Below are 21486 nucleotides of genomic sequence, written 5' to 3'. Positions count from 1 at the left end.
GCCGGAACACAGGGACGCGTTAAATGGCGGCCCTTTGCTTCTCTCCACAGCCGAGCCCCATGGACAACTCCGACATCGCCATCACCCTCGTCTTGATCTCCGCCTTCATGCACGCCACCTGGAATGCCGTCGTCCGCGCCGGCAGCAGCCGCTTCATGACCTTGGCCATGGTCGACGGTACCGCATTGCTGATCTGCCTGGCGGCGTTGCCGCTGGTCAATGTGCCAAACCCGCAGGTGTGGCGCTATGTGCTGGTTTCCGTGGTGCTCAATACGGTCTATCGATTGTTCTTGATCAAGGCCTATGAAACCGGCGATTTCGGCCAGGTCTACCCCGTGATGCGCGGCGTGCCGCCGGTGTTGGTCGCGCTGTTTTCCTACTTCTTGCTGCATGAGCAGCTGTCAGTCCAGGCCATGGCGGGGGTGCTGTTGATTTGCGGGGGGATTATCAGCCTGACGTTTGTGCGCAAGATGACGGCGCAGATGTTCAAGCCGATTCTGATGGCCGTGTGTGCGGGGGTGTTTATTGCGTCCTACACGGTGGTGGATGCCAAAGGGGTAAGAGCCAGTGAGACCGTGGTGCAGTACATCATTTATCTCACGGTATTCCAGAGCATTCCGATCCCGTTGCTGGCGTTTTTCAAGGAGCGGCCGGCATTCGAGCAGGCTGTACGTAGTCATTGGCGGGTGGGGGTGATGGGCGGCGTTTTGTACTTGGCGTCCTACGGCCTGGTGCTGTTTGCGCTGTCGCTGGACGCGGTGGCCAAGGTCTCAGCGCTGCGGGAAACCAGTGTTATTATCGGCGCCATCATTGCTGCGCTGTTCTTCCATGAGCGGTTCGGCTGGCGACGGATGCTTTCGGCGTTCGTCATTGTTTGCGGGATCATCCTGATCAAAGTGAGCACCTGATGGCCCAGCGCCCTCCACCCACGCCGATGCTTCAAGCCTTCGTCAGTGCCGCGCAGACCGGCAGTTTTGCGCGTGCTGCCTCCGAGTTGAATCTCACCGCCAGTGCCATCAGCCATCAAATTGCGGGGCTGGAAGAATGGTGGGGTGTGCAGTTGTTCGAGCGGCATTCGCGGGGTGTGAAACTCACTGCCGCAGGGCACGCGCTATTACCGGTGGCCGAGGATTTTTTCAATGCGCTTGAAGTGGTATTGCAGACACTCAATCCGAATACTCCCCAACCGCTGAGTCTCTCTTGCACCTCCTCGCTCTGTGCTGCGTGGCTGATTCCAAGAATGCACGGCTCGCACGCCGAGGCCTCACTCAACTTGGACCTGGTACTGACCAGCGCCGATATCAGCAGCACTCAGCTTGCGGCGCATCAATTTGACGTGGCGATCGTGATGGGGAATGGCGACTACCCGGACCATCACGTCGAACTGCTGATGCGCGATGCGGTGTTCCCGGTGTGCTCGCCGCAGTTCCAGCGGGTAAATGGCGATATTGCATGGGCGCAGATCGCGCAATATCCGTTGATTCACCGGGCCGACGATCATGTGTGCCCGGGGTGGGAAAGCTGGTTTGCCTTTCAGGGGCTAGCACCGCCGCCGTATCACCGTGGGCCGCGCTTTCCGGATTCCAGCCTGGCCATCAGCCTGGCGGCTAAGGGTGGCGGGATTGCCTTGGGTCGCACGGCGTTGGTCTATGACGCCTTGACGGACGGCTCGTTAGTCGCTCTGCAGGCTCCAGTGATGATGTCGCCCGTCGCGTACTACATCATTTGTCGAAGCGGACGACGGGCCGAACCGGCGATTGCCCGACTGTTTGAGTGGCTCAAGGCCCAGGCTGAGGTGTTTGTGCGTGAGGTGGCGGCCTTTCAGGATCGCTGATCAATTGCCCTCAGCCTCCACTGTTCTCCGACGTCACAATCTGCGGCGCGATATGCACCCGATGCCGCCCCGGATCAAACCCCTCGGCACTCTGCAATTCCACCAGCAACTGCACCAGCACGTTCGCCGTCTGCCTGGGCTGTGAGTCCATCACCACATCGATCAACCCCTGGCTCAGTGCCTGGCGTGACAGCGCCGTGGACTCCTGCAAAATGCAGCACAACGCCGGGCGCTTGGGCAGTTGCGCGAGGGCGCTGATGATGCCGTCGCCGCCGCCGCCCACCACACACAAGCCGCGCAGGTCGGTGTGGCGGGTGAGCAGGTCGAGGGTGGCTTCTTCGGTGATGTCGCAGTTGTCCAGGTTGATCAGCGGCTCCAGCGGTTTGAGCCCCGGGGCGTGTTCGGCGAGGTAGCTGTGCAGGCCTTCGACCCGTGCCTGGTGACCGAGGAAGCGATGGCCGCCGAGCAGGATCCCCACGCTGCCTTTGCGTGCGCCGCAGGTGCGGGCGAGCAGCCAGCCCATGGTGCGCCCGACCACGTGGTTGTCCTGGCCCACATAGGGTTCAAGGGCTTGCTCATGAATATCCGAGAGCAGGGCCACCACCGGCACACCGGCCTCGCGGATCTGCGCCAGGCAGGCGTTGATCAGCGGGTGGGCGAAGCTGACCACCGCCAGGCCATCGCACTGCACGGCCAGTTGTTCGATCTGCGCGACGATGGCGCTGGGTGTGCGGTCGTTGATGTAGTCGAATTGGCAGGTCAGGTTGGCGGTGGCGTGATGCTGCGCCGCCTCGCTGATCGACTGCGCCAGGTGGGCATAGAACGCCTGGGCGGTGCCCAGCAGCAGGATGCCGAAGCGATAGGTGGGTCGGCGTTCGCGTATGCGTTGGCCGATCAGCCGCGCCGCAAAATAGCCCACCGCTTCGGCGGCCTGGAACACCTGCTCGGCCGTTTGCGGATTGACCGGCGCGCGCGCATTCAGCACGCGGTCGACGGTGGCCACGCTGAGGCCCGCATGGGCGGCGACGGTGGCGATGGTCGGGCGTTTATTGTTGTTCATGACAGCCCCCTTGAGCGTCTTGATAGAAAACTATCAAGCCCCGCTGGGCCTGGATGATAGCTTGATAGGGAATGGATTCAAGGCCTTGAGAGTGATTTAGCCGCGCTCTATCGTTGGTTTCGCAAAGCACCTGAAACCTCTCGCTTGCGGAGAACAATAACAATGCCTGAACACACCGCTCACACTGCTCGGCGCGACTACAGCCTCACCGGCCCCGAAGCCGCCCGCGCGGCGGAAAAAGGCCTGGTCTCGGCCAGTTGGTACCAATCGCCGATTTCCCGTAAACGCATGAAAGAACTGATGCAACGCCGCGACGGCCCGGCCTTGCGCGACACCGCTATGTGGGTGAGTGCACTGTTCGCCACCGGCTTCGGCGGTTACTGGTTCTGGGGCACGTGGGCCTGCGTACCGTTCTTCCTCGCCTATGGCGTGCTGTACGGCACCGCGTCCAACCCGCGCTGGCACGAAACCGGCCACGGCACCGCGTTCAAGACCCGCTGGATGAACGACGTGCTGTACCAGGTCGCAAGCTTCATGTGCATCTTCGAACCCCACGTGTGGCGCTGGAGCCATGCCCGGCACCACACCGACACCATCGTCGTCGGCCGCGACCCGGAGATCGTCGAGCCACGCCCGCCGAGCCTGCCGGTGATGTTTCTCAGCCTGTTCAACCTGCCCCTGGCCTGGAAGACCTTCAGCGGCGTGGCGCGCCATGCCATCGGCCAGATGAGTGCCCAGGAGGCGGACTTCATTCCCGAATCCGAGTGGCCGAAGGTGTTCCGTGCTGCGCGTATCTGGGTCGGCATTTATGCGCTGGTGATCGGCACCGCGTTGTACCTGCACAGCTGGCTGCCGCTGATGCTGGTCGGGCTGCCCAGTATCTACGGCGCCTGGCTCGGCTACGTGTTCGGCCTCACCCAGCATGTGGGCCTGGCCGAAGATGTGCTTGACCACCGCAGCAACTGCCGCACCATCTACATGAACCGCGTGCTGCGTTTTATCTACATGGACATGAACTACCACCTCGAACACCACATGTACCCGATGGTGCCGTACCACGCATTGGCGCAATTGCACGAAGAGATCCGCAGCGACTGCCCGCCGCCGTACGCCAACCTGTTCGAGGCGTACAGGGAGATCATCCCGACGATCTGGAAGCAGCGCAGCGATCCGACTTACTTCGTCCAGCGTCCCATCCGCCCCAGTGCTGAACCGGCCGCCAGGGCCCCGATGCATGCAGAAGCCACTGCCGGCTGAATCCCACCCAAGAACAAGAGAAAACGCCATGAACGATCAATGGATCGACGTCTGCGCCGTGGGCGAAATAGACGCGGAAGACGTGCTGCGCTTCGACCACGGGGCGCACACCTACGCGGTATTCCGCTCGGCGGACAATGAGTTTTTCGCCACCGCCGGCCTGTGTACCCACGAGAAAATCCACCTCGCCGACGGCTTGGTGATGGACCATGTGATCGAGTGCCCCAAGCACAACGGGCGCTTCGATTACCGCTCGGGCAAGGCCCTGGGCGCGCCGGTGTGCGTCAACCTCAAGACCTACCCGGTACGGGTCGAAGCGGGGCGGGTTTTGCTCGCCGTCACGGCTTGATGATGGACGCCGCCCTGATCATCGTCGGCGCCGGCCATGCCGGTGGCCGCGCGGCACTGACCCTGCGTGAAGAAGGCTACAGCGGACGCCTGATCCTGATCGGCGACGAGCCGCACGTGCCCTACGAGCGGCCGCCCCTGTCCAAGGGCCTGTTGCAAGGCAACATGGACCTGGCCGGCTGCAGCCTGTGCGACAGCGCCCGGCTCGCCGAGTTGGGCATCGAACATATCGCCGGTAACCCGGTCAGCCAATTGGACCCGCCGCAACACCGCCTGCAATTGGCCGACGGCCAGTGGTTGAGCTACTCCGGGCTGTTGCTGGCCACTGGCGGCAGGGCGCGACGCTTGCCCCAGGCGCAGGCCAACGTGCTGTACCTGCGCACCCACGATGAAGCGCTGGCGCTGAAATCCGCGTTGCGGCCTGGCGCGCGGCTGGTGATTGTCGGCGGCGGGTTTATCGGCCTGGAAGTCGCGGCCACGGCGCGCGGCCTGGGCTGCGAGGTGACGGTGCTCGAAGCCGGGCCGCGCTTGGCGGGCCGGGTGCTGGCGCCGGTCATCTCCGAGGCGCTGCTGCAGGTGCATCGTCAACACGGTGTCGACGTGCGCTTGAATGTGGCGTTGGAGTCGATCCATGCAGAGGCGGTGCAACTGGTGGACGGGCAGTTACTGCCCTGCGACCTGGTGGTGGTCGGCATCGGCATGCAACCGAATATCGAGCTGGCCGTGGCGGCGGGGCTGGAGGTGGGGCAGGGCATTCGCGTCGACGCGCACCTGCGCACCAGCGCGCCGGACATCTACGCAGCAGGTGACGTGTGCGAGTTTCGCCTCGGCGGTGAGTACCAGCGCCAGGAAACCTGGCGCAATGCCGAGGCCCAAGGGCGGCATGCGGCGCTGAACATGCTCGGGCGTGATGAGCCGTTCGAAGCGCTGCCCGGCTTCTGGTCCGACCAGTACGACTGGGGCTTGCAGACCGTGGGCGTGATCACGCCGCTGACCGTCAGCCGTGCCTTGCCGGGCGCGGGCCTGTTGCTGTTCTACCTCGACGCCGACCAGCGCTTGCAAGGCGCCTGCGGCTGGAGCCCCGGCAACAGCGTGGCCAAGGACATCAAGCTGTGCGAACGCCTGATCAACGCGCGCATCGCCCTGAACGCGGCCAGCCTGGCCGACCCCAACGTGTCCCTCAAACACCTGCTGCGAGGCTGATATGCGCCAATTCCTGGTATTCCAATCCCTCTGGGCGATGCACACCGAGCCCGGCCCCATGGAGGCCCAACTCGACCGCATCAAGGCCGCCGGTTTCGACGGCATTACCGATCACTATTGGCACGCCGCCGATGTCGCGCGCCTGCACGCCGCCGCCACGGCGCGGGGCCTGCAGATCGAAGGCCAGTTGTTCCCGCAAAGCGTCGACGACCTGGCGGCGGCACTGGATGTGATCAGCCGCCACGGCTGCCACCACCTCACCCTGCAAGCCGATGTGCGCCCGCGCACCCAAACCGAGGCCGCCCGTTTGATCGAAGGCTGGCAACGCCTGGCCGAGCAGGTGGACTTTCCGGTGCTGCTGGAAACCCACCGCTATCGCCTGACCAACGACCTGCTGTTCACCCTCGACCTGCTGGCGCAGATGCCCGATTTGAAGCTGCTGGCCGACCTGTCTCACTACGTGGTCGGCCGCGAGTTGCCCGAGCCCGGCGCCGCCGAAGACGACGAGCAGATCCGCACGATCCTGCGCCACAGCTGGGGCTTTCATGGCCGTGTGGCCAGCAGCGAACAGGTGCAGGTGTCGCTGGCGTTCCCCCAGCACCAGGCCTGGGTGCAGCGCTTTACCCAGTGGTGGCGCTACGGGATCGAGGACTGGCTGGCCCGCCCCGAGACCCCGCACAGCCTGTCCTTCACCTGCGAACTGGGCCCGCCGCCCTATGCCATCACCGGCGCCGATGGGCGTGAAATCAGTGACCGCTGGGCCGAGGCGTTGCAGCTCAAGGCCTTGATTCGCGACGTGTGGCAGGCGTGTCGGAAATGATCTGCTAACCTGCGCGGGTTCACTCCCGCCCTTAGCCTGGATTTGCCCCATGCCGACTTCCTCCGTTCAGCCGCCTCTTGAACCGCAGTCCGTCTGCCACCCGATCACCAGCAGCGCGATCTTTATGGTCGCCACCATCGCCCCCGGCAGTGAAGACAGCGTGCGCGCCTGGTGCGCAGACATCGCCGGGCTGGTGCGTTCGGTGGGCAAGCGCGTGCCGGCGGGCAACCTCACCTGCGTCTGCGGCTTTGGCTCGCAGGCCTGGGACCGCTTGTTCGGCGCACCGCGCCCGGCGGCGTTGCACCCGTTTCGGGAGTTCGGTGTAGAAGGGCGCATGGCGGTGTCGACGCCCGGCGACATCCTCCTGCATATCCGCGCCGAGCAGATGGACCTGTGCTTTGAACTCGCTACCCAGCTGATGACAGCGTTGGGCGATAGCGTGAAGGTGGTGGATGAAGTCCAGGGTTTCCGCTACTTCGACATGCGCAGCATCATTGGCTTTGTCGACGGCACCGAGAACCCGGTGGGGCGCAAGGCCGTGGGTTTCACTATCGTTGGCGACGAAGATCCCGGATTCGAAGGCGGCAGCTACGTGCTGGTGCAGAAATACCTGCACAACATGACCGCCTGGAACGGCCTGACGGTGGAAGCCCAGGAGAAGGTGATCGGGCGTACCAAACTGTCGGATATCGAGTTAGGCGAAGACGCCAAGCCGAGCAATGCCCATAGCGCCCTGACCGTGATCACCGACGAGAACGGCGAAGAAGTGAAAATCCTGCGCGACAACATGCCCTTCGGCCGCCCAGGGGCCGGGGAGTTCGGCACCTACTTCATCGGCTACGCACGCTCGCCGCAGCCGCTGGAGCAGATGCTGGAAAACATGTTCGTCGGCCGCCCGGCAGGCAACTACGACCGCTTGCTCGACTTCAGCACGGCGGTCACCGGCGGGTTGTTTTTCGTGCCATCGGCCGACCTGCTCGAAGCACTGGCGGAGCGTACGGGCGGGCTGTAAAGCAAAGCAGTTCAAATGGGGGGGCGTACACCAGCCCGACCATGCTCAGGAGCAACCACAGACGGCGGTGCGGCCTGAGGTATAAGGCCGCCTGGCACGGTCAAAACTGTGGGAGGGGGCTTGCTCCCGATAGCATTGGGTCCGTTAAAGTTGCATCAACTGACACGCCCTCATCGGGGCATAGGTATCTACACAACTTCCAGTGAATACGGAATCTGTGGCAATTAGGCTTCTGTGGTGAGCGGGGCAAGCCCGCTCACCACAGAGTTATGTGTCAGCCTTTATAGAGTTGTGTAGATACCCATGCTCATCGGGGGCAAGCCCCCTCCCACATGAGATTGATGCCGGGTTGAGACGGGGTGTTATATCAACCCAGCAGCCCGGTACTGACGGCCACAATCAGGAACACCCCCAGCAGCGCGCGATAGATCACAAACGGCCAGGTGGAGAACCGTTCGAGGAACTTCATCAGGCCCCAGATCGCGAAGAACGCCGAGACGCTGGCCACCACCAGCCCGAACAGCAAATGCGGCCAGGCATGGGCGGGCATATCGGCATGCACCAGCACCCACAGCTCCTTCAAACCGGCGAGGGCGATGGCGGGCAGGCCCAGCAGGAAGGAAAAGCGCGCGGCTTCTTCGCGTTTGAAGTTGAGGAACAGGGCCGCGGTGAGGGTCGAGCCGGAACGCGATACGCCGGGAATCAACGCGCCGATCTGCGCGACCCCGACAATCAGCGCATCGCGCAGGCGCATCTGGCTGACCTCGCGGGTATGCCGGGCACGCAGCTCGGCCGCCGCCAGCAGCACCGCCATTACCACGCAGGAAATACCGATCACCCGCAGCCCGCGCAACGGCGAATTGCAGGCGTTCAGGGTCGACGACAAGGCCAGCCCGGCAATTCCGATCGGAATGGTCGCCAACACAATCGCCACGGCCAGCTTGAACCATGGATCGTTGTAGTCGCCCCGGCGCACCGCGTCGATGCTGCCCGTGGTCACTTGGCGCACATCGCGCCAGAAGTAACTGACCACCGCCGCCAGTGCCGCCAGCTGCATGGCTGCCGAAAACGCCGAACCGGGGTCTTGCCAGCCGAGCAGGGCGGGCACTACACGCATATGGGCGGTGGAGGAGACCGGCAACAATTCGGTAATGCCCTGGATCACGCCCAGGATAAAGATCTGCAGGTAATCCAGGGAGGCGAAGCCCACATCCAGGCCGGCGGTACAGACGTTGGTCAAAGTGCGTGTCCTTGAAAAAGTGGCGAGCCGGCGGAGTTTATTCGAAATGTTTCAGCGCTTCGGCAGGGCTCGTCGCTATTTGCAATCGGTTCAGCAAGTAGAAAGGTTCGCGGCGCTATTGGACTGCGCCGAGGTTTTGTGAACAATGGCGCCCTGCGTTTTTTGACCGAGAGCCCAATGCCTGAAACTACCGTGGAACTGATCCAGACCGGCCCTGAAGAATCCGAGTTGATCCGCAACCTCTACCAGTACTACGCCTATGAGTCGTCGGACTGGGAGCAGGAAGATGTCGAGGCGGACGGCCGTTTCTACATCCATGACGAACACCTGACGCGCTACTGGCAAGACCCGCAGTGGAGCGCCAACCTGTTGCTGGTGGACGGCTATATCGCCGGCTTTCTGCTGATCGAAGGCAGCGAGTTGCCGGGCATCGACGCCCTGGAACTGGCCGACCTGTTTATCCTCAAGCGCTATCGCCGCAAAGGCATCGGCCGCGCCATCGCCACTCAGGTGCTGTGCAGTGGCGAGGCGGATTGGCTGGTGCGGTTTTATGACCAGGACGAAGTGTCCCAGGCGTTCTGGCGTACGGTGCTGGATAACCTGCCGCGCCCGGTGCAGGCCCTTGAGCTGGCGGATGATCCGCAGTTGATGAGTTACCTGGTTACGCGGGCGGTGTTGCATTAAAGGTGTGCTGCATCGCCTGGGGCGGTTGCCCGAACGCCCTTAGAAACGCCTGGCGCATGCGCTCGCGATCACCGAAGCCGGTTTCGCGGGCCACCACTTCCACCGGATGACGGCTGGTTTCCATCATCGCCCGTGCGGCTTCAACCCGCAGGGATTCGATGGCCTTGGCCGGCGTCTGCCCGGTTTCTTCGCGAAATACCCGGCTGAACTGGCGCGGGCTCAGCCGGGCCACCTCGGCCAGGGCGTCCACCGACAGGTCGTGGGTGAGGTTTTCGCGGGCGTAGGCCAGGGCCAGTTGCACACGGTCGGACTTGGGGTCCAGCTCCAACAGTGCAGACAACTGCGATTGCTCGCTGCCCCGGCGCTGGGCGATCACCAGCTTGCGCGCAATGCGCCGGGCGAGGTCGCTGCCCAGGTCGTTCTCCACCATGGCCAGCGCCATGTCCACCCCGGCACTCATGCCGGCGCCGGTCCATACCTGGCCGTCGACGATAAACAGCTTGTCTTCTTCCAGGCGGATGTCCGGATAGCGCTTGCGAAAGGCCGGCGCGTGGATCCAGTGGGTGGTGGTGCGCTTGCCGTCGAGCAAGCCGGCCTCGGCCAGCACGAAGATGCCCATGCACAGCGAGGCGACACGCCGCGATTGAGCCGAGGCGGCCTTGACCAGTTCCAGCAGGTTGGCCTCGGGCAGGCGAAACTCCAGGTAACCGCTGACGATCAGCGTGTCATAGCCTTGGGGCCGCAGGGGCGAGGTGTTCACCGAGAAGCCCTGGGACGTCATCACCGCGCCGCCGCTTTCCGACACCAGGTGAAACTCATAGGCGGGCTCACCGCGCAGCAGGTTCGCGCACTCGAACACCGAGCCCAGGCTGAGGCTCAGGGATTGGAAGTTCGGGTAAACCATCAGCGCAACGCTGTGCATCGCTTGTCTCCAGGGGCGTGGGAGGGTGGATTGTCGGCGGCTGCCGGGAAAACGGCAACCGACTTCGGGTCATGTCCGGAATCCTTGCGCATATGACATTGTGAGGGGTTGGCGCGGCCCCTAACATTCCCTCAACGAACTAGACGACTGGTCTAATCGGGCGGAGTGAAGCATGAGCAGCGAAACTAAAAGTGCACGGCAGACCATTCTCGACACGGCGCAGTTGATTGTTGGCCGTAAAGGATTCTCTGCGGTGGGCTTGAACGAAATACTTCAAGCCGCCCAGGTGCCTAAAGGTTCGTTCTATCACTACTTCAACTCCAAGGATGGCTTCGGTGTCGTGTTGCTCGACACCTACTTCGACAACTACGTGCATGGCATGCAGCAACTGTTCGACCAACCCGGTTTATCCCAGCACGCCAAGTTGATGCGTTATTGGCAGGCCTGGATCGACAACCAGACCGGCTGCACCGATGCGGGCAAATGCCTTGCCGTCAAACTGGGTGCGGAGGTGTCAGACCTTTCAGAGCCCATGCGCCTGGCGCTGGAACGTGGCACGTCGCGCACCATCGATCTACTCGCCATCGCCATACAGCGTGGCCTTGAGGACGGTTCCCTGGACGTCGACCAAGCCCCTGCAAGCCTGGCCCGGCGCCTGTACGCGCTGTGGCTGGGGACCAGCGTGATGAGCAAGATCACCCGTACAACCGCGCCTTTCGAGGAGGCGTTGCTGCTGACCCGACAGCTGTTGGGTTGCCCTGGACACACAGACATTCACTGATCGAGGCACTGGAAAATGAAAGTATTAATGGTACTGACCTCTCACGACCAGCTTGGCGACACCGGCCGCAAGACCGGCTTCTGGCTCGAAGAATTTGCCGCACCCTATTACGTGTTCAAGGACGCCGGCGCCGAACTGGTGCTGGCGTCCCCGGCCGGTGGCCAGCCGCCCCTGGACCCGGTGAGTGACGCGCCCGACGCGCAAACCGAGCAGACTCGCCGCTTTGCCGCCGACCCTGCCGCGCAACAGGCCCTGGCCAGCACGGTCAAGCTGGACACGGTCAACGCTGACGACTTCGACACCGTGTTCTACCCAGGCGGCCACGGCCCGCTGTGGGACCTGGCAGAGTCACCGGTGTCCATCACCCTGATCGAGTCCTTCGAGCGTGCCGGCAAGCCCATCGGCTTTGTCTGCCACGCACCGGGCGCCTTGCGCCACGTCAAGGCGGTCAATGGCGAGCCGCTGGTCAAGGGCCGTCGCGTCACCGGCTTCTCCAACTCGGAAGAAGCGGCGGTGGGCCTGACCGAGGTGGTGCCGTTCCTGATTGAAGATGATTTCAAGGCACTGGGCGGCAACTATCAGAAGGGCGCCGACTGGCAATCCTTCGTGCTCGAAGATGGTTTGCTGATCACTGGGCAGAACCCTGCCAGTTCCAGTGACGTGGCCAAGGCGCTGCTCAAACTCACCGCGTAAGTTAATTAACCCTTCCATTCATTGGCGACTTGCAACAGTCGCCAATGCGTTTGCTCGTCTCGAATTTGGAATACCCCAATGACTAACAGCATCTTAAGTACCCCGGTCAAACTGGGTCATCACACCTTGAACAACCGTATCGTGCTGCCACCGTTGACACGCCAGCGCAGCGCCCAGCCCGGCGATATCGCCACCGACCTGATGGCCGAGTATTACCGCCAGCGCGCTACGGCCGGTTTCATGGTCAGCGAAGGTACGCAGATCGAACCCCGTGGCCAGGGTTATGCCTGGACGCCGGGCATCTACACCCCGGCGCAGATCGACGGCTGGCGCAAGGTCACCGACGCGGTGCATGCCGAAGGCGGGGTGATCTTTGCCCAGCTGTGGCATGTGGGCCGTGTGTCCCATAACGCCTTGCAGCCTGACGGCGCCGCACCGGTGGCACCGTCGGCGATTCAAGCCCAGCAAGCCAAGGCCTTTATCGAGACCGGGCCTGGCACGGGTGAATTGAAGCAACCGCCGGTGCCTCGCGCCTTGAGCGTGCTCGAGATTGAAGAATTGGTCGGGCACTACGCCCAGGCCGCACGCAATGCCCTGGACGCCGGGTTTGACGGCGTGGAAATTCATTCGGCCAACGGTTACCTGGTCAACCAGTTCATCTCGGCCCATTCCAACCAGCGCGACGATGAGTACGGTGGTTCGCTGCACAATCGCCTGCGCTTTTTGCGCGAGATCGTCGAAGCCGTCAGCAAGGTGGTCGGGCCGGAGCGCCTGGGCGTGCGGTTTTCGCCGTTGTTCAGCGGCACCGACCAGGACCGTGTGTACATCGGCCTGGTGGAAGAAGACCCGCATCACACCTACATCGAAGCGATCAAGGTGCTGGAACAGTCGGGCATCGCCTACGTGTCCATCGCCGAAGCGGACTGGGACAACGCCCCCGTGCTGCCCGACAGCTTCCGTGAAGCCGTGCGCAGCACCTTCAGCGGTCGCATTATCTACGCCGGTCGCTACACCGCTGAACGCGGCGCGAAACTGGTGGACGCCGGTCTGGCGGATTTGATTGCGTTCGGACGGCCGTTCATTGCCAACCCGGACCTGCCGCAACGGCTATTCAAGGGCTGGCCGTTGAACCCGCTGCGGGAAGAGGGGATGTATGGTGGGGGAGAGGTTGGCTACATCGACTACCCCACCTATTCCGAGTAAGAACGCGGTCAATGTGGGAGGGGGCTTGCCCTGATGCCAGCCATTTAAGAAGGAACACTATAACTGTGGTGAGCGGGCTTTTTGTGGTGAGCGGGGCAAGCCCGCTCACTACAGGTTACTGCTTGCCCGTCCCGCATTTTTTTGTGTTGCCTGCTGGTTACTCCACCCGCAACACAATCTTGCCGATATGGTCCCCACCTTCCATCCGCGCATGGGCCTGGGCGGCGTCGGTGTATGCGTACACCTTGTCGATGATCGGCAGGCAACGCCCGGCCTCCAATACCGGCCAGATGTACTCGCGCAACTGTTCGGCAATCGCGGCTTTTTCAGCCTTGCTGCGCGCACGCAACAGCGAGCCGGTAATCACCGCGCGCTTGCCGAGGATGCTCAACAGGTCGACGTCGTTGGCCTTGGCGCCGCCGAGGAAACCCAGCATCACCAGGTGGCCGTCCATGGCCAGGGCCTTGAGGTTGTTGTTCAGATACGAGCCGCCCATGATGTCGAGGATCACATCCACACCCTGGCCGTTGGTCTGTTGCGCGATGACCTCGGCAAAATCCTGCTCGCGATAATTGATCGGCTCCCCGCCCAGCTGGGCAATGGCCGCGCATTTGTCGGCGCTGCCGGCGGTGGCGAAGGCCTGGATGCCGAATTCGCGGCACAGCATCAGCGCGGTCGTACCGATGCCGCTGGTGCCGCCGTGGATCAGCACGCGCTGGCCGGTGTGGGCATCGCCGAGGCCGAACAGGTTGGCCCACACGGTGAAGAAGGTTTCCGGCACGGCGGCGGCTTGAATCCAGTCCATGCCTTCAGGAATCGGCAGCGCCTGGCTGGCGGGCACCGTGCAGAACTGCGCATAGCCGCCGCCATTGGTCAGGGCACAGACCTTATCGCCCACGGCGAATTCGCTCACGCCGTCGCCCAGCGCGGCGACTTCGCCTGCCACTTCCAGGCCAGGCAGCGGGTTCATGCCGGGTTTCATCGGGTACTTGCCGGCGCGTTGCAGGGCGTCGGGGCGATTGACACCGGCCGCATGCACGCGAATCAGGATCTCGCCGGGGCCCGCCACCGGTACATCTGCCCGGCGTGGTTGCAGCACCTCGGGGCCACCGGGGGTGGTGATTTCGATCAGGGTCATTTCTTTGGGAAGCGTCATTTCAGATTACCTGCAGCGATGAGCGTATGGATTGGGACCGCGTCGGACGGCCGACGGTTCAGCAGGCGCATGCCCGGTTCCAGGGCCAGGGCGACCACTATCGCCCCCGCGGCGATCATGAACAACAGCGCATGCTGGCCTCCGCTGACGTTGAACAGGGCGGAATAGGCAAACCCCGAGAGTGCCTGGAAAGTCGCAAAGGACACCGTGGCACGGCTCCACGCGACCTGCTGCTGATGATGGTTGGGGAGCAGTTCGTGCACCCGCGCCAGCGCCAACGGCACGATGCCCGGCGGGAAAGAACCGAGGATCACCGCGAGCACCGCCAGGCCAGTCAACGAGCCGGCAAACGGCAACGCACCGACGGCAATCGCCTGCACCACCAGCACCACGCGGATGCTCAAGCGCGCCCCCAGTTTATCTGCGAGGAACCCGTAAGTGACCGGCCCGACAATCGACCCCAGGCCGTACATCACCCAGATCATCGCGCCGATATGCGCCCCGGCCCCCAGGCCACGGGCCACGTAATCCACCAGGAACACCATCGCCGGTACCAGCCCCGCGGCCATAAAGGCGTATTGGGCGAACAGCAGGTACACGCCGGAAGGCGTTGCTACGGCCGCGCCGGATGGCGGCGCGTCTTCATGCAGCGTGCCCGCAGGCCAGGCGAACCAGCTGGCGGCGGTCAGCACCAGGGCCAACAGGCCGAGGCCGAGCCAGGTCTGCTGCAAACCCAGGCTCAGCAGCGGCGGCACAAGGGTGCCGGAGCCGGCGATGCCCAGGCCGATGCCGAGGAAGATCGCCCCACTGGCCAGACCCCGGCGTGCGGCCGGTACATGGGGCAACACGGTCGCCGCCACCAGCACCATGATTGCGCCACCGGCAATCCCCGACAGCAGGCGCCAAGCGAAGAACCACACCACCGACAGCGGGAAGCCACAGGCGAAGAACGCCAGGGTCACCGCAACCATCATGAGGCGCAGCGCGGTCCTGTTCGAGGTGCGCTGGGCGATGGGCCGCCCGATCAGCGCGCCGATCAGGTAACCCACCAGGTTGGCGGCACCGAGGTACACCACGTCATTGGCGCTGAACCATTGGGCCTGGATCAGCGACGGAATCAATGGCGTATAGGCAAAACGTGCCAGGCCGATGCTGACCAGGCTGGCGCACAGGCCTGCGAAGATCGGCAGCCACACGGAGCGGCGGGGTGGGGCGTGAGTGTCGAGCATGATGGCGGTCCTGGGTATTTTTCTCTGGTGCCCAGCATATCCAGGTTTTTGGATGCAATAATGCAGCGAATACACGTCGCTGTGATGCAGATATGCAGCATAAGGAGGCAGCATGAATTGGGATGATGCACGGGTATTCCTGGCGGTCTGCCGCGAGTCGACGTTGCGCGGGGCCGCACGGGTATTGGGGGTCGACCAGGCCACAGTCGGGCGGCGGGTCAACGCCCTGGAAAAGTCCCTGGGTGCCACGCTGTTCCTGCGCACCTCCGAAGGCTACGCCCTGACCGCCGTCGGCGAGGCCGCCCTGTACTCGGTGGAAAAAATGGAACGCTCGGCCCTGGAGCTGGAGCGCCAGATCCAGGGCCTGGATGACCGCCTGACCGGCACCGTACGGGTCAGCACCACCGACTCCCTGGCCATCGACTTCCTGATCCCGGCGATTGCGCGCCTGCACGTCCAGCACCCGGATGTGCGCGTGCAGCTCGACGCGTCTACCCAGTTCCTGAGCCTGGCCAAACGCGAGACCGACATCGCCGTGCGCAACACCCGCCCGGACAGCCCCGACCTGATCGCCCGGCGTCTCGCGCGCTGGCCGGTGGGGTTGTTTGCGTCCCAGGCCTATATCGATCGCCAGGGTACGCCGGAGCCGGGCAGCCTGTTTGAAGGGCATGATCTTGTGGTCTATCAACCGTACCTGCAAACCCAGAAGGACATGACCCTGGTCTCGGAACCCCTGGGCCGTGGGCGCATCGTCGCCGCCCTGAGTTCCAGCCTGTTGGTGCGCCGCTCTATCGCCGCCGGGATCGGCATCGGCGAAATCCCGATCCTCACCGGCGAGCGCGACGGGCTGGTACGCCTGTGGCCGGAGCGCGCGCGGCCGTTGCCTTACGACGTCTGGCTGGTGACCCACGCCGACCTGCGCCACACCGCACGGGTTCGGGCGGTGATCGATGAAATCGTCGCGGGGTTTGCCGGAACGGGGGATTAGTCAGCACAGGCTTGCAAGCATGCGTACCGCGCCGTGGACACAATCGACGTCGATAACCTGTCAACCCACCGGAGCGCATATGAACGAATCAAGACACCAGGACCTGGGGCTGTTGTTTCTGCGAGGCAGCGGGGCGCTGTTCCTGCTGTGGGTGCATGGCCTGCCCAAGTTGCTCAACTACAGCGAGCAGTTGAAGCAGATCGAAGACCCGTTTCACCTAGGCGCCCATGTCACCTTGCTGCTGGCGATTTTCGCCGAAGTGCTGTGCCCGCTGCTGATCATCGCCGGGGTGCTGGTGCGCCTGGCGTGCCTGCCGATTCTGGCGGTGCTGTTGATTGCTATGGTGGTGGTGCATCCGGAGTGGACGCTGCTGGAAGGGCAATTCGGCTGGCTGCTGTTGATCATGTTCACCAGCATCCTGATTGCCGGACCAGGGCGCCTGGCACTGGAAAAAAAGGCCGGGTAAACCAACTCCTGTAGGAGCGAGCTTGCTCGCGAAGAACTCGATAGCGACGCGTCAAATCTGATTTACTGCGTCATCGTTGACGATCTTCGCGAGCAAGCTCGCTCCTACAGGGGAGTGGCGTGCCGGCCAAAGGAGTGGGTGTTTCAGCGATTCAGGAACGCCAGCAGGTCTTCGTTCAGGGCCTGAGCGTGGGTCACGGCAAAACCGTGGGGCGCATCCTTGTACACCTTCAGCTCGGCGCCCTTGATCATCTCGGCTGCAACCTTGCCGGTGGTCTCGAACGGCACGATCTGGTCGCCGTCACCGTGGATCACCAGGGTCGGCACGTCGATCCTGGCCATGTCCGGGCGGAAGTCGGTCTCGGAAAAGGCGGTGACGCAATCCACGGTCGACTTGAGGGACGCCAGCATGGCGATCTGGAGGGTCTGGGTCAGCGTACCTTCGGAAACGACCTGGCCCTTGTTGATGCCGAAGAACGGCGTGTTGAAGTCAGCGATGAACTGCGCACGGTCTTTCAGCAACCCGGCCTTGATGCCGTCGAACACTTCGGTCGGCACGCCCTGGGGGTAATCGGGCTTCTGGCCGAAGATCGGCGTCACTGCGCCCAACAGCACCAGGCCGGCCACGCGTGCACTGCCGTGGCGTGCGATGTAGCGGGCCACGTCGCCGCCGCCCATGGAGAAGCCCACCAGGGTCACGTCCTTGAGGTCCAGGTGTTCGATCAGCTGCGCGATGTCGTCGGCGAAGGTGTCGTAGTCGTTGCCGGTCCACGGCTGGTCCGAGCGGCCAAAGCCACGGCGGTCGAACGCGATGGTGCGAAAGCCACGGCTGCTGAGGTATTCCATCTGGTATTCCCACATGTCGGCATCCAGCGGCCAGCCGTGGCTGAACAGCACGGGCTTACCGCTGCCCCAATCCTTGAAGTAGATCTGGGTACCGTCTTTGGCAACGAATGTGCTCATGGAAAACTCCTTGATTGAGGGACTGAAAAACCAGCCTCACTATTGCCCGAAACCGGGCCGGGGGCTTGTACGGGTGTGCTTGCCTGGGGTCACCAACTGAACTTGAGCTCGACCCCCAGGTAATTGCTGTCATCGCCGCCGGCATCGCGCAAGGTGCGGCCCACGGCGTAGTGCACCGCTTCAACCGCGCCGGTGAGGTTCGGCGTAAACACATAGTCGGTACGCAGTTGACCATAGGCACCGGTCCAGCGTTCACCCTGGCCTGCGGTTCCGGCGACGGGCAGGTTCGGCTGGGTGTACACCGCGTCGCTGGTGGTCTGGCGCCACAGCAGGCCGACGGCGGTCTGCACGCTGAGCTTGTCGATGGGCTTGACGGTGATCGACGGTTTGACGTGAATCAGGTTGCTGTAGCCCGTATAGCCGGCCAGGGAAAAATAGTAGCCGTTGGGGAACAGCGGGTTGAACGTGCCGACGGTGCCGTCACCGGTCTTGCGGTCGCCCGAGGCAATGTCCAGTTGCAGGCCGATGCGCGGCTTCCACGCCAGGCTCTCGAAGGTGTACCCCGTGCGGCTGCCCCCGGCCCAGGCGCGAATATCCTTGCTGCCCACCGAGCCGCTTTGCAGCATGGCTTCGATGTCCCAGTCGAACCCCAGGGCCGCACCGCCCAGGCGTGCGTCGAACAGGTGGCGGGTTTCATCGCCGTCCGCGTCGAGGTAATGCGCGGCACTGCGTTCGTACACGCCGTAGTAGGCCGACAGCTCATTCTTGCCGCCCACCAGCCGCTCGACCCGCAGCATGTGGAAGCGCGCGTCACGGTTGGATGTGTCGTCGAAGTGCCGCTCGTCCTGATACTGCACCGGCTGGCTGGCGATCCCGATAAAGCGCCAGTTGGACGTTTCCCAATCGGCCCACAGCGCATCGAAGGATTGCCGCACATTCGGGCCATCCCGCGATGAGATGAAACGCTGCAAGTCGAAGGCGAAGTCCTGGCGCCCGACACGGGCCTTGAGCGTGCCGCTGCCGAAGGCATTGACGTATTCGGCAAAGGCCAGGCGCAGATCGACGCGGTTCTGGTCGGCGCCGCCGACCGTGGTCTTGTCGTAGGCGCGTACGTCTTCCAGTTGGGTGAAGAGCCGCCAGTATTCGTTCAAGTGCAGGTCGGCGTGCACCTGGAAGCGCTGGATCAGGTAGCGATCTCGCTTCACGTCCTTCACCCCAAAACCACTGGCATCGTTCATCTCGAAGCGCTCACGCAGTGTCGCCCCCAATGACAAATAGGTGAACGGGTTGGCGCTGGACAGCGGGATGTACTTCAAGCTGTCCAGCGGTTGCGTGCGTAACGCCGGGTCACGCAGCACCGACCAGTCCTCCTGCCAGCGATTGGTCTTGATGGCCGGTCGTGTCGGTTGCTCGTCGGCGTGGGCGCTGCCGAGCAGCAGCGGCCACAGCACGGCCAGGCCCCAGCCTGTGCGGCGAATCATTTTGCGGCGTGGAGCTGGTGAATTTCCGCGACGTAGCCGCCGGGGAATTCCACCACGGCGCTGCGCCGGCCCTTGCTGTCAAAGGCCGGCACCAAGACCTTGGCGCCGGAACCGGTGGCCTTGCCCAGCGTGGCCGTCAGGTCAGGCACTTGGTAACCGGTGGTCTCGTGGCCGAAGGGGTAGGGCAGGTGGCCGTTGGTGACCAGCACCGCCATGCGCCCGAATGGCGACTCGATATCGACGCGACGGTAAGTGCCAGTGGCCTGACCCACATCGACGCCAGGCGCGTGTTTGTCATCGGCCAGGACCTTGCCGTGGGAGAAACCCAGAAACGCTTTGATAAAGGCGTCAGCGCGATCGGTGGACAGGTACACGCGGTTTTCCGGCACGGTCTGGAACGCCGCGTAGTCCGGGGTCTTGGTGTGCCAGTAAAGCTGCATGTTCACGCCACCCGGCCATTGCACCACGGCGTCACGCCCGATCGGGTCCGGGAAGTCGCTGACGATAACGGCGGCGCCGTTTTCCCGCGCAGCGTTGAGCGCCGCGTCCATGTCCTTGACCAGGTAGCCGTTGCGTTCCTGGCCGAAGGGGTGCGGGATGGGTGTGGTGAAACCGAACAGCGACACCGTGCCCGCCGGCGTCTGCAGCAGTTGCGAGGTGGTGCTGCTCGGCACCGGCAGCACGTTCACCACCACCTGGGGCGTGCTCTTGCCGCCAAAGGTGGCGAGGAAACTCTGGGCGAAACGCTCCACATCCGCCGGGGCCACATACACGTGGCTGGTGTCGTATTGCGGCGCCACGGCCACGCTCGGGGTTGCCGCGAAGGCATTGCCCATCATTGCGCTCGCCAGCAGCGTCAATGCCACAGATACCTTGATTGCTTTGCTGCCCATGCCCACTCTCCAGCACTTCTACGGGATTGAAAGCCGTGAGGTTAGGGGCAGGGCCGCGATGGAAATTGTACAAACGTGCTCGGTTGAACGGTTCAGCGTCTATGCTGGTCCACTGACCTCTACCGTCAGATCACACAGGTGAACGAAATGGCCAAGACCTACAGCTACGCCGCCCGGAACGCCACGGATGCCCTCAAGCCCTTTACCTTCGAGCGCCGCGCGCCGGGGGCGGACGACGTACAGATCGACATCCTCTACTGCGGCGTGTGCCACTCCGATTTGCACACCGCGCGTAACGAGTGGAACAACACCCTGTACCCGTCGGTACCCGGCCACGAAATCGTCGGCCGCGTGACGGCGGTGGGGGGCAATGTGAAGAAATTCAAGGTCGGCGACCTCGCCGGTGTCGGCTGCATGGTCGACAGCTGCCAGCACTGCGCTTCCTGTGCCGAAGGCGAGGAGCAATACTGCGAGAGCGGTTTTACCGGCACCTACAACGGCCCGGTGTTCGGCGGTGAAAATACCTTTGGCGGCTATTCGGACAGCATCGTGGTCAAGGAGAAGTTCGTGCTGCGCATCTCCCACGACGATTCCAACCTGGCCGCCGTCGCGCCCTTGCTATGTGCGGGCATCACCACCTATTCGCCGCTGCACCACTGGAAGGTCGGGCCCGGCAAGAAGGTCGGTGTGGTGGGCCTGGGCGGCCTGGGGCACATGGCGGTGAAGATCGCCCATGCCATGGGCGCCCATGTCACGCTGTTCACCACCTCGCCCAACAAGCGCGAAGACGGCCTGCGCCTGGGCGCCGACCAGGTGGTGGTATCGAAGAACCCGGACGAAATGGCCAAGGTCGCCAACAGCCTGGACTTCATCCTCAACACCGTCGCCGCGCCGCATAACCTCGATGCGTTCCTCAACCTGCTCAAGCGCGACGGCACCATGACCCTGGTCGGCGCCCCGGACAGCCCGCACCCGTCGCCAACCGTATTCAACCTGATCTTCAAGCGCCGCAGCCTGGCCGGCTCGCTGATCGGCGGGATCCAGGAGACCCAGGACATGCTCGACTTCTGCGCCAGGCACGGGATTGTCTCGGACGTGGAGATGATCGACATCCAGGGCATCAACGAGGCGTATGAGCGCATGCTCAAGGGCGATGTGAAGTACCGGTTCGTGATCGATATGGACAGCTTGAAAAAGGAAAGCCACGCGGCTTGAAAACTGCTCCGGGAAACACTGGGGGCAATGTAGGAGGGG

Annotated in this window: 21 protein-coding genes and 1 pseudogene; 14 read left to right on the top strand and 8 right to left on the bottom strand. The window is 63.4% G+C overall.

Going from position 1 to position 21486, the window contains the following annotated elements:
• The first annotated feature begins 59 nt into the window (after positions 1-59).
• Both Q8X51_RS30735 and Q8X51_RS30730 read left to right on the top strand, forming a co-directional pair.
• The gene (locus Q8X51_RS30735; protein ID WP_074846085.1) at positions 60-908 is read left to right on the top strand and encodes an EamA family transporter; all 849 of its coding nucleotides are present in this window, start codon (positions 60-62) and stop codon (positions 906-908) included.
• The gene (locus Q8X51_RS30730; protein ID WP_065926233.1) at positions 908-1834 is read left to right on the top strand and encodes a LysR substrate-binding domain-containing protein; all 927 of its coding nucleotides are present in this window, start codon (positions 908-910) and stop codon (positions 1832-1834) included. The genes Q8X51_RS30735 and Q8X51_RS30730 overlap by 1 nt, the downstream gene beginning before the upstream one ends.
• Before the next feature lie 10 nt (positions 1835-1844).
• Here the strand turns inward: Q8X51_RS30730 and Q8X51_RS30725 are convergent, their stop codons facing one another.
• Positions 1845-2894, bottom strand: coding sequence for a LacI family DNA-binding transcriptional regulator (locus Q8X51_RS30725; RefSeq protein ID WP_407694859.1), 1050 nt, complete (start codon positions 2892-2894; stop codon positions 1845-1847).
• Positions 2895-3056: 162 nt separating this feature from the next.
• Between Q8X51_RS30725 and Q8X51_RS30720 the strand changes: the two genes are divergently transcribed.
• From Q8X51_RS30720 to Q8X51_RS30700, 5 genes are read left to right on the top strand one after another with little or no spacing between them, the layout of a single operon-like run.
• Positions 3057-4151, top strand: coding sequence for a fatty acid desaturase family protein (locus Q8X51_RS30720; protein ID WP_407694860.1), 1095 nt, complete (start codon positions 3057-3059; stop codon positions 4149-4151).
• Positions 4152-4179: 28 nt separating this feature from the next.
• Positions 4180-4500, top strand: coding sequence for a MocE family 2Fe-2S type ferredoxin (locus Q8X51_RS30715; protein ID WP_027607575.1), 321 nt, complete (start codon positions 4180-4182; stop codon positions 4498-4500).
• 2 nt (positions 4501-4502) lie between these two features.
• Complete coding sequence (locus Q8X51_RS30710) at positions 4503-5702, top strand: NAD(P)/FAD-dependent oxidoreductase (protein WP_407694861.1); 1200 nt, start codon at positions 4503-4505, stop codon at positions 5700-5702.
• 1 nt (position 5703) lies between these two features.
• The gene (locus Q8X51_RS30705; RefSeq protein ID WP_065926237.1) at positions 5704-6522 is read left to right on the top strand and encodes a sugar phosphate isomerase/epimerase family protein; all 819 of its coding nucleotides are present in this window, start codon (positions 5704-5706) and stop codon (positions 6520-6522) included.
• Positions 6523-6571: 49 nt separating this feature from the next.
• The gene (locus Q8X51_RS30700; RefSeq protein WP_065926238.1) at positions 6572-7534 is read left to right on the top strand and encodes a Dyp-type peroxidase; all 963 of its coding nucleotides are present in this window, start codon (positions 6572-6574) and stop codon (positions 7532-7534) included.
• Between the two features lie 367 nt (positions 7535-7901).
• On the opposite strand, the gene Q8X51_RS30695 is transcribed toward Q8X51_RS30700, so the two are convergent.
• On the bottom strand, positions 7902-8774 hold the full coding sequence (locus tag Q8X51_RS30695; protein ID WP_065926239.1) for an undecaprenyl-diphosphate phosphatase: 873 nt from the start codon (positions 8772-8774) through the stop codon (positions 7902-7904).
• A gap of 177 nt (positions 8775-8951) precedes the next feature.
• Here Q8X51_RS30695 and Q8X51_RS30690 point away from each other — a divergent pair, with 177 nt between their 5' ends.
• Positions 8952-9458 carry a GNAT family N-acetyltransferase gene (locus Q8X51_RS30690; protein ID WP_315871635.1) on the top strand — a complete coding sequence of 169 codons (507 nt, stop codon included), beginning with the start codon at positions 8952-8954 and terminating at the stop codon, positions 9456-9458.
• Here Q8X51_RS30690 and Q8X51_RS30685 read toward each other — a convergent pair.
• Positions 9436-10380, bottom strand: a complete 945-nt coding sequence (locus Q8X51_RS30685; protein WP_065926240.1) for a GlxA family transcriptional regulator — start codon at positions 10378-10380, stop codon at positions 9436-9438. The two genes, Q8X51_RS30690 and Q8X51_RS30685, sit on opposite strands and share 23 nt — an antisense overlap.
• Before the next feature lie 172 nt (positions 10381-10552).
• On the opposite strand from Q8X51_RS30685, the pseudogene Q8X51_RS30680 reads away from it, so the two are divergent.
• The 3 genes and pseudogenes from Q8X51_RS30680 (at position 10553) to Q8X51_RS30670 (ending at position 13057) form a co-directional block, all read left to right on the top strand.
• Positions 10553-11180, top strand: a pseudogene (locus Q8X51_RS30680) (TetR/AcrR family transcriptional regulator).
• A complete protein-coding gene (locus tag Q8X51_RS30675; protein ID WP_323147080.1) occupies positions 11177-11854 on the top strand; it encodes a type 1 glutamine amidotransferase domain-containing protein in 678 nt (225 codons plus the stop codon). Before Q8X51_RS30680 ends, Q8X51_RS30675 begins: the two are co-directional and overlap by 4 nt.
• 78 nt (positions 11855-11932) lie before the next feature.
• Positions 11933-13057, top strand: a complete 1125-nt coding sequence (locus tag Q8X51_RS30670) for an alkene reductase (protein WP_065926243.1) — start codon at positions 11933-11935, stop codon at positions 13055-13057.
• 157 nt (positions 13058-13214) lie between these two features.
• Here the strand turns inward: Q8X51_RS30670 and Q8X51_RS30665 are convergent, their stop codons facing one another.
• On the bottom strand, positions 13215-14213 hold the full coding sequence (locus Q8X51_RS30665) for an NAD(P)H-quinone oxidoreductase (protein WP_074846110.1): 999 nt from the start codon (positions 14211-14213) through the stop codon (positions 13215-13217).
• The gene (locus tag Q8X51_RS30660; protein ID WP_407694862.1) at positions 14210-15442 is read right to left on the bottom strand and encodes a YbfB/YjiJ family MFS transporter; all 1233 of its coding nucleotides are present in this window, start codon (positions 15440-15442) and stop codon (positions 14210-14212) included. The genes Q8X51_RS30665 and Q8X51_RS30660 overlap by 4 nt, the downstream gene beginning before the upstream one ends.
• A 112-nt stretch (positions 15443-15554) precedes the next feature.
• Here Q8X51_RS30660 and Q8X51_RS30655 point away from each other — a divergent pair, with 112 nt between their 5' ends.
• Both Q8X51_RS30655 and Q8X51_RS30650 read left to right on the top strand, forming a co-directional pair.
• Positions 15555-16430 (top strand): LysR family transcriptional regulator, encoded by an 876-nt coding sequence (locus Q8X51_RS30655; RefSeq protein ID WP_065926246.1) that lies wholly within the window; start codon positions 15555-15557, stop codon positions 16428-16430.
• Positions 16431-16509: 79 nt separating this feature from the next.
• Positions 16510-16896, top strand: a complete 387-nt coding sequence (locus tag Q8X51_RS30650) for a DoxX family protein (protein ID WP_074846116.1) — start codon at positions 16510-16512, stop codon at positions 16894-16896.
• A 143-nt stretch (positions 16897-17039) separates the two neighbouring features.
• Here the strand turns inward: Q8X51_RS30650 and Q8X51_RS30645 are convergent, their stop codons facing one another.
• The 3 genes from Q8X51_RS30645 to Q8X51_RS30635 form a co-directional block, all read right to left on the bottom strand.
• Positions 17040-17858 carry an alpha/beta fold hydrolase gene (locus tag Q8X51_RS30645; RefSeq protein ID WP_027607561.1) on the bottom strand — a complete coding sequence of 273 codons (819 nt, stop codon included), beginning with the start codon at positions 17856-17858 and terminating at the stop codon, positions 17040-17042.
• Positions 17859-17947: 89 nt separating this feature from the next.
• The gene (locus Q8X51_RS30640; RefSeq protein WP_065926248.1) at positions 17948-19339 is read right to left on the bottom strand and encodes an alginate export family protein; all 1392 of its coding nucleotides are present in this window, start codon (positions 19337-19339) and stop codon (positions 17948-17950) included.
• Positions 19336-20232, bottom strand: a complete 897-nt coding sequence (locus Q8X51_RS30635) for a VOC family protein (protein ID WP_065926249.1) — start codon at positions 20230-20232, stop codon at positions 19336-19338. Before Q8X51_RS30635 ends, Q8X51_RS30640 begins: the two co-directional genes overlap by 4 nt.
• A gap of 147 nt (positions 20233-20379) precedes the next feature.
• On the opposite strand from Q8X51_RS30635, the gene Q8X51_RS30630 reads away from it, so the two are divergent.
• Positions 20380-21447 carry an NAD(P)-dependent alcohol dehydrogenase gene (locus Q8X51_RS30630; protein ID WP_115488567.1) on the top strand — a complete coding sequence of 356 codons (1068 nt, stop codon included), beginning with the start codon at positions 20380-20382 and terminating at the stop codon, positions 21445-21447.
• The last annotated feature ends 39 nt before the right edge of the window (positions 21448-21486 follow it).

The sequence above is a fragment of the Pseudomonas sp. Yb2C2 genome (assembly GCF_052112325.1).
In the GTDB taxonomy this organism is placed as follows: Bacteria; Pseudomonadota; Gammaproteobacteria; order Pseudomonadales; family Pseudomonadaceae; genus Aquipseudomonas; species Aquipseudomonas marginalis.
Note: the sequence above shows the minus strand (reverse complement) of the source record. Positions and strands in the feature narration are given on the sequence as shown.

What these genes read in the sequence shown, in the direction of transcription:
- Q8X51_RS30640 (WP_065926248.1), bottom strand. Translation starts at nt 19,339, where the DNA reads ATGATTCGCCGCACAGGCTGGGGCCTGGCCGTGCTGTGGCCGCTGCTG.
- Q8X51_RS30645 (WP_027607561.1), bottom strand. Translation starts at nt 17,858, where the DNA reads ATGAGCACATTCGTTGCCAAAGACGGTACCCAGATCTACTTCAAGGAT.
- Q8X51_RS30715 (WP_027607575.1), top strand. Translation starts at nt 4,180, where the DNA reads ATGAACGATCAATGGATCGACGTCTGCGCCGTGGGCGAAATAGACGCG.
- Q8X51_RS30650 (WP_074846116.1), top strand. Translation starts at nt 16,510, where the DNA reads ATGAACGAATCAAGACACCAGGACCTGGGGCTGTTGTTTCTGCGAGGC.
- Q8X51_RS30635 (WP_065926249.1), bottom strand. Translation starts at nt 20,232, where the DNA reads ATGGGCAGCAAAGCAATCAAGGTATCTGTGGCATTGACGCTGCTGGCG.
- Q8X51_RS30665 (WP_074846110.1), bottom strand. Translation starts at nt 14,213, where the DNA reads ATGACGCTTCCCAAAGAAATGACCCTGATCGAAATCACCACCCCCGGT.
- Q8X51_RS30710 (WP_407694861.1), top strand. Translation starts at nt 4,503, where the DNA reads ATGGACGCCGCCCTGATCATCGTCGGCGCCGGCCATGCCGGTGGCCGC.
- Q8X51_RS30730 (WP_065926233.1), top strand. Translation starts at nt 908, where the DNA reads ATGGCCCAGCGCCCTCCACCCACGCCGATGCTTCAAGCCTTCGTCAGT.
- Q8X51_RS30725 (WP_407694859.1), bottom strand. Translation starts at nt 2,894, where the DNA reads ATGAACAACAATAAACGCCCGACCATCGCCACCGTCGCCGCCCATGCG.
- Q8X51_RS30670 (WP_065926243.1), top strand. Translation starts at nt 11,933, where the DNA reads ATGACTAACAGCATCTTAAGTACCCCGGTCAAACTGGGTCATCACACC.
- Q8X51_RS30690 (WP_315871635.1), top strand. Translation starts at nt 8,952, where the DNA reads ATGCCTGAAACTACCGTGGAACTGATCCAGACCGGCCCTGAAGAATCC.
- Q8X51_RS30675 (WP_323147080.1), top strand. Translation starts at nt 11,177, where the DNA reads ATGAAAGTATTAATGGTACTGACCTCTCACGACCAGCTTGGCGACACC.
- Q8X51_RS30735 (WP_074846085.1), top strand. Translation starts at nt 60, where the DNA reads ATGGACAACTCCGACATCGCCATCACCCTCGTCTTGATCTCCGCCTTC.
- Q8X51_RS30660 (WP_407694862.1), bottom strand. Translation starts at nt 15,442, where the DNA reads ATGCTCGACACTCACGCCCCACCCCGCCGCTCCGTGTGGCTGCCGATC.
- Q8X51_RS30720 (WP_407694860.1), top strand. Translation starts at nt 3,057, where the DNA reads ATGCCTGAACACACCGCTCACACTGCTCGGCGCGACTACAGCCTCACC.
- Q8X51_RS30630 (WP_115488567.1), top strand. Translation starts at nt 20,380, where the DNA reads ATGGCCAAGACCTACAGCTACGCCGCCCGGAACGCCACGGATGCCCTC.
- Q8X51_RS30700 (WP_065926238.1), top strand. Translation starts at nt 6,572, where the DNA reads ATGCCGACTTCCTCCGTTCAGCCGCCTCTTGAACCGCAGTCCGTCTGC.
- Q8X51_RS30685 (WP_065926240.1), bottom strand. Translation starts at nt 10,380, where the DNA reads ATGCACAGCGTTGCGCTGATGGTTTACCCGAACTTCCAATCCCTGAGC.
- Q8X51_RS30705 (WP_065926237.1), top strand. Translation starts at nt 5,704, where the DNA reads ATGCGCCAATTCCTGGTATTCCAATCCCTCTGGGCGATGCACACCGAG.
- Q8X51_RS30655 (WP_065926246.1), top strand. Translation starts at nt 15,555, where the DNA reads ATGAATTGGGATGATGCACGGGTATTCCTGGCGGTCTGCCGCGAGTCG.